7 protein-coding genes and 1 pseudogene are annotated in these 6,391 nt (G+C 30.6%); 1 reads left to right on the top strand and 7 read right to left on the bottom strand.

Features of this window, described 5'->3' with window-relative positions; genetic code table 11:
- A pseudogene (locus tag GFU93_RS04770) lies at nucleotides 1-278 on the top strand (peptidase domain-containing ABC transporter); the annotation flags it as partial.
- A gap of 7 nt (nucleotides 279-285) precedes the next feature.
- On the opposite strand, the gene GFU93_RS04765 reads toward GFU93_RS04770, so the two are convergent.
- The 7 genes from GFU93_RS04765 to GFU93_RS04735 form a co-directional block, all read right to left on the bottom strand.
- Nucleotides 286-843: a hypothetical protein gene (locus GFU93_RS04765; protein ID WP_255448648.1), complete on the bottom strand. Its 558-nt coding sequence runs from the start codon at nucleotides 841-843 to the stop codon at nucleotides 286-288.
- 4 nt (nucleotides 844-847) lie between these two features.
- Nucleotides 848-2,515, bottom strand: a complete 1,668-nt coding sequence (gene menD / locus GFU93_RS04760; protein WP_160567658.1) for a 2-succinyl-5-enolpyruvyl-6-hydroxy-3-cyclohexene-1-carboxylic-acid synthase — start codon at nucleotides 2,513-2,515, stop codon at nucleotides 848-850.
- Nucleotides 2,516-2,589: 74 nt separating this feature from the next.
- On the bottom strand, nucleotides 2,590-3,336 hold the full coding sequence (fabG, locus tag GFU93_RS04755; protein WP_160557330.1) for a 3-oxoacyl-[acyl-carrier-protein] reductase: 747 nt from the start codon (nucleotides 3,334-3,336) through the stop codon (nucleotides 2,590-2,592).
- Between the two features lie 236 nt (nucleotides 3,337-3,572).
- Nucleotides 3,573-4,175: an AAA family ATPase gene (locus tag GFU93_RS04750; RefSeq protein ID WP_160567656.1), complete on the bottom strand. Its 603-nt coding sequence runs from the start codon at nucleotides 4,173-4,175 to the stop codon at nucleotides 3,573-3,575.
- 12 nt (nucleotides 4,176-4,187) lie between these two features.
- Nucleotides 4,188-5,546, bottom strand: a complete 1,359-nt coding sequence (locus GFU93_RS04745; protein ID WP_160567654.1) for an MATE family efflux transporter — start codon at nucleotides 5,544-5,546, stop codon at nucleotides 4,188-4,190.
- A 196-nt stretch (nucleotides 5,547-5,742) separates the two neighbouring features.
- Nucleotides 5,743-5,976 (bottom strand): hypothetical protein, encoded by a 234-nt coding sequence (locus tag GFU93_RS04740; RefSeq protein WP_105297212.1) that lies wholly within the window; start codon nucleotides 5,974-5,976, stop codon nucleotides 5,743-5,745.
- Between the two features lie 13 nt (nucleotides 5,977-5,989).
- Nucleotides 5,990-6,250 carry a GlsB/YeaQ/YmgE family stress response membrane protein gene (locus GFU93_RS04735; protein WP_220234011.1) on the bottom strand — a complete coding sequence of 87 codons (261 nt, stop codon included), beginning with the start codon at nucleotides 6,248-6,250 and terminating at the stop codon, nucleotides 5,990-5,992.
- Between the last annotated feature and the right edge of the window lie 141 nt (nucleotides 6,251-6,391).

Raw genomic sequence — 6,391 nt, 5'->3', positions numbered from 1 at the left:
GGGCTGTTTATAAAAATCCTGAATACTTATTTTTTGATGAAGCTACTTCTGCTTTAGATTCAGAAAATGAAAGGATAATCCATAATAATTTACAAGAATTTTTTAGAGGAAAAACAGTAATTATTATAGCCCATCGATTATCAACAGTTAAAAATGCTGATCAGATCATAGTGTTAAAAAACGGGCAAATTGCTGAAGTAGGAAATCATAATCAATTAGTAAAAGCTAAATCTGAATATTATAATTTGGTTAAAAATCAATTGGAATTGGGTAGATAATATTAAATTAATTCAATCCTTCCAAAAACTCAATTACCGAAGAAAAACTAATTTCTTCAATAATTTTAAAAAAATCAATTTCTTCCTGATGAGGTAAAAAATCAGAGATAATACGCAGGATAAAATCCTGTGGCCTTTTCAAATACATAAAAGTATAATCTTCCATATTAATCAATGTTCCGATCGGAATATTGGAAATCGTAACAAACTTATCGGAGGTAAGGGAACTTAGTTTAGGAAAATGCGTATGAGACGAAGAAAGTATTATTTTTCCGTTTTCAAATATTTCTCCTGAATAACCATATAATGAAGAAGCCACCACTTCAACTAAACTTCCTTTTTGTAGCTCTTTAGGCATCGTTTTCTCAATTCCGGTAATAGCTGTAAATCCTACTAAAACATCTAAATCAGACTTTGGTTTAGTAATCATGGATTTAGCAATTTTTTCACGACCTATTCCGGTTATAATAACCTCATAAGAATGTTTTAATTTAGAAAAAACCTTTAAAGCATTTAAAATTTTTTGATTTTCTTCCCTCATAGGGGTGAATAAATTAATTCTCATGTTTTTAATCCTGATTTAAATAATTGAAATATTCGCGTAAAATTCTTGAATTGGGTTGATTAATGGTGTTAATTTCCAATAATTTAGGTTTTTCCGAGCAAAGAAAAAAAGAATCTAATTCTTTTAACAGTTCTTCTTGATTATGAGCTTGAATATATTCAAAATTATATTCTTGAGCCATTAATCGAGCAGTACGATTATGTCGGGTAACAAAATATTCCTCTAAAGAATTGGAAGAATCGGGTCCGGGAATAATTTTAAAAATATCGCCACCACCATTATTTACAAGTATAATCCTAAATGTATTAGGAATATATTTATTCCATAGAGCATTAGAATCATAAAAAAAACCAATATCACCGGTAATCAAAAGAGTAGGGTGAGTATCTGCAACGGCGAAACCAACGGCCGTTGAAGTTGACCCGTCAATGCCACTGGCACCGCGATTGCAAAATATCTTATTTTTAGAGTTAAAATTGAATAACTGAGCATATCTGATCATAGAACTGTTAGAAATTTGCAGATTATATGTATCAGGTATTTTTTCATCCAAAGTTTTTATAACACGTAAATCGGAAAATGGTAAGTTTTTAATAAAATCATTATGCCTAAGTTGTCGCTCATCATTAAGTTGTTTCCATAGTAAAGAATACGAAGAAGCAACGGGAGGAACTTTCACTAATTCTTTTAAAAAAATGACCGGATTTTCTTCAATTTTTTCAGTTAAAGAAAAATAAGTATCAGGATGCCAATATTCATCTAAATGCCAATGGGCCTTCAACTTAGATTTTCGTAAAAAATCTTTAATTTTTTTTGAAACAATATTTTGACCAATGGTAAGAAGTAATTCCGGTTTATAATCATCCAGCGTTTCTTCACCAAAAGGAAACATATAGCGGTCAATATTGGGATAAAATTTTGAAGAATTTAGATTTGAAGTAACTTCAGTAAAAATAATCGTATCTTCCCTCTCAGCTAATTTTTCGAGTAATTGATTTAATTCCGAATTGGGTTGTTGCATTCCAACAAGAATCATCTTTTTAGAAAAGTTGTTCCAAGTAGAAAACAAGGGTTTGTATTTATCTGAATTATAATTTTTTTCAGGAAGAGTTAGTTTTTCAAATGAAATTTCAATTTGATCTGTTTGCTCATATAAAGGTTCTGAAAAGGGAATATTGATATGAATCGGACCTGATTTTAAAACACAAGTATTCAATGCTTTTTTTAAATCTAGAAAATTTTGTGTAATTGATTCTTCACTTTCTGATTCAGACAATTGATAAGATCCATAAATATGATTGCTATACATATTTTTTTGTCTTATAGTCTGACCGTCAAAAATATCTACATAATTTTCCGGTCGATCAGCAGTAAGCACGACTATAGGTATATTTTGGTAAAAAGCTTCTATAATTGCCGGATAATAATTAGCGGATGCTGTGCCGCTGGTGCAACAAATAGCCACCGGTTTTTTCTTTGATTGTGCCATTCCTAACGCAAAGAATGCAGCAGATCGCTCATCTACTATGCTGTAACAAGTATATTCTTGATGATTAGTAAAATGTATGGTTAAAGGCGCATTTCTTGATCCCGGAGATAATATGATATTCGTAATTCCGTATCGATATAAAACTTCTCCAATTAGTTGAACTGATAATTTATTACTATACATAGTTTTTTAAGTTAAAAAAAGAAAGAGATTAAAAAAATTTAATCTCTTGTTTATCGTGCTTTAATCCATATTTTTTAATAAGTAAGCATTCCACCGTTGACATTGAGTACATGTCCGGTTACATAGCTTGATAAATCACTGGCAAGATATAAACATGCATTAGCAATATCTTCAGGAGTTCCTCCTCTTTTCAAAGGAATATTATTTCTCCATTCTTGAATGGTTTTTTCATCCAAAGCTTCAGTCATTTCAGTTTCAATAAATCCGGGAGCAACTACATTGCATCGAATATTTCTTGATCCTAATTCCAATGCTATGGATTTAGAAAATCCAATAATTCCTGCTTTAGAAGCAGCATAATTTGCTTGACCAGCATTACCTTTTACTCCAACTACAGAACTCATATTGATAATTGAACCCTTTTTTTGCTTCATCATCGGTTTTATGATTGCTTTGGTAAGATTGAATACCGAATCCAAATTGATGCGAATTACTTCATCCCAATCCTCTTTACTCATTCTTAATATAAGGTTATCTTTAGTGATACCTGCATTATTAACCACAATGTCAATTTGCCCGAATTCTTTTATAACATCATCGGCAAGTTTCTGAGCAGAATCAAAATCTGAAGCGTCAGATTGAAATCCTTTTATTTTGGTTAAAGAACCTAATTCTTTTTCCAGCTCTTCTGCTTTAGCTACTGAAGATGCATAAGTAAAAGCTATATTTGCTCCATTTTGAGCAAATACTTCAGCAATTCCTTTTCCAATACCTCGGGTTGCTCCGGTAATAATCGCGGTTTTTCCTTCAAGCAATTTCATATTGTAATATTATTTTTTTTCAAATATAATACTTTTGTCATTATCAAGATAATTTTAAATTATTCAATTATATCGTTTGATAATACAGAATACAACCACGATATTTTTTTCGTAAATTCTCGGGCAGTAAAGTTTAACAAGTAAAGAATATTCACAAGAACTATAACAATAATTGTTCCTTATTATTTTAAAAAATAAGTAAGATTTTTAGCTTGTATATTCTTTATAAATAACAACTAAAGTGCAAATTTTTGCTCTACAAAACTTTTAATAAGAAGTACACTTTTATCAATCCCTAAAACGGATGAATTTATGCAAAGATGATAAGAACTGGCATGCCCCCAACTTTTCTTATTAAAAAAGTTATAATACTCTTTTCTCTTTTTATCTATTTTTACGTTTAATTCTTCCGCTTCTTTTAAAGAAATATTTTTTCTTTGAGATGTTCTCCGAATTCGATCTTCTTTATTAGCAGTAATAAATATATCTATCCGTCTCTCATATTCACGCAAAATATAATCGGAGCAACGGCCCACAAAAAGAGCAGAACCTTTAAGGGCTTCTTCTTTAATTATTTTACTTTGTATTTCAAATAAATTTTCGTTTCCTAAATAGTTTTTAGATAATTGCATGCCTAAAAAATTATCAAAAAAACTATAACAATTTTTTTCATCCGCTTGCTCAAAAATATCAGCATTTAAACCGCTCTCAATAGAAGCTAGATTAATAATCTCTTTGTCATAATATGAAATGTCCAATAAATCAGCCAATTTTCTCCCGATTTGTCTTCCACCGCTTCCTAACTGTCGACCAATGGTAATAAAATATTTATCTTTCATAACGTACTTAAATTAGTTTTCAGGATTATATCTATTAAATTCTTTGTATTGTTTATAAAGCATAATGGCAGCCAAAATAGTAGCAAAAAAATCAGCTAAGGGCATACTCAACCATATTCCTGCAATGCCGAAAAATTTAGGTAGAATTAATAAAAAAGGAATTAAAAATAGTATTTGACGAGTGAGAGATAAAATTATAGCTTTTTGAGCCATTCCGATACTTTGGAAAAAGGTAGAAGTAACAATTTGAAAACCTACAATCGGATAACAAATAAATACCATGCGTAATCCTAAGGAGGCAATATCAATTAACTCTTTATCGGTTGTAAAAATAGAAGCAACCGCATGAGGAACTGATTCAACTATAAGGAAGCCGGTACACATGACCAAAGTAGCTCCTAAAATTGTTTTTTTCAAAACCTGTGTTACTCTGGGATAAAGTTTTGCTCCGAAATTATAACCGGCTATAGGTTGCATACCTTGATTTAATCCCAATACTATGGTTACAAATAAAAACGCAATCCTATTTACAATTCCGTAAGCCCCAACGGCAAGATCTCCACCATATTTTAAAAGTCCCTGATTAATAATTATAACAATAACCGAGGCCGCTGCGTTCATTAAAAACGGCGACATACCTATAGATAGAGAATCTTTAACAATATATTTGTTTAATTTAAAAATTCCTTTCTGTATATGGATGAAATTATTTTTGTCGCAAAACAGATAAATTTGCCAGATTAATACTGAAGTTTGAGAAATTACCGTAGCAATGGCGCTCCCACGAATACCCCAGTTAAAAACGAAAATAAATAATGGATTTAAAACTAAATTTATAAGTACGGTAAATATGGTCGCATACATGGACTGTCTGGGTTTTCCGGAAGAACGTAACATAGAGTTTAACCCAAGATACATATGAGTGATCACATTTCCTGAAAGTATAATAACCATAAAATCATGAGCATAGGGAAGGGTCTTTTCACTCGCACCGAAAAAATATAATATCGGATCTAAAAATAATAAAGAAATAATGGTAAACGAAATACCAATAAATAAGTTCATGATGAACACATTACCTAAAATGCTGTTGGCTGTGGTATAATCTTTTTGTCCCAAACGAACGGAAAGCAAGGTAGCAGCACCTGCACCTACTAATGAGCCAAAAGCTGCTGCAAGGTTCATAAGTGGAAAAGTTATGGCTAATCCGGAAATAGCCAAAGGTCCTACACCATGTCCTATAAAAATGCTGTCCGTAATATTATAGAGAGAGGAAGCAATCATGGCTATAATAGCAGGAATAGCATATTGTTTTAAAAGTTTTCCAATATTTTCAGTACCTAATTCAATAGGTGTACCTGTTACTTTCATATTTTAATTATCTTGATTATGAATATTTTAAATCTAAAATGAAGTAAAAAAGCATACAATATAAAGGTAGTAAAATTACTAGTATACTATTTAAAATGTAAATATAGAATATTTCGACAGGTAAACAAAATAGCAGCTAATTAGCTGCTATTTACATGTATTCAATTTATTACTTACTTATTAATGCTTACTCTTATTACTCTTCGTGTATAAAGCTTTCTCCTTTTTCTCCGTATTTTTTCGCTCGATCTTTTAAATACTCAGCCTCATTTTTACCAACATCGACTATATTGCTAAAATTTTTTTTGGTTTTGGATGTAAATTTACTTATCTCATCAGAAACTTGATCTAGAAATCCATCTTCTTGCATTTTTCTGGCAACATAACCTAGAGCAGCACCCAAGATTGTACCCAATAATACTTTTTTCATAACATATTATAATTTAATAAGGTTTTTTTGTTCTAAATAATGATATTATCCATAGAAGGACCACAGAACCAATTACAGACATTAATAACATTCCTAACTTACCTCCACTGGAAAAGCCCAACAAACTATAGATCCATCCTCCCAATATACTTCCTACTAATCCAACAAGCAAATTAACTAACATTCCAAATCCACTGCCTCGCATAATTCTACCTGCAATAAAACCGGCTATAATTCCAATAATTATAGACCATAAAATACCCATTCCTTCCATTTATAAAATTTTTTAGAGTTTACTATTATTTCAATTCTGAAGGAAGTGTAATAATCTTGTAGTTCTTTATGATTTAAACAATAAATATGCCATTACCATATCATTTAATAAGTAAACCAAAGTTGTATTTTAATATACTCC

Origin of the sequence: Apibacter sp. B3546 (assembly GCF_009827885.1) — a bacterium.
Classification (GTDB): domain Bacteria; phylum Bacteroidota; class Bacteroidia; order Flavobacteriales; family Weeksellaceae; genus Apibacter.
The sequence above is the reverse complement of the archived record's forward strand: the minus strand, read 5'-3'. Positions and strand labels throughout refer to the sequence as shown.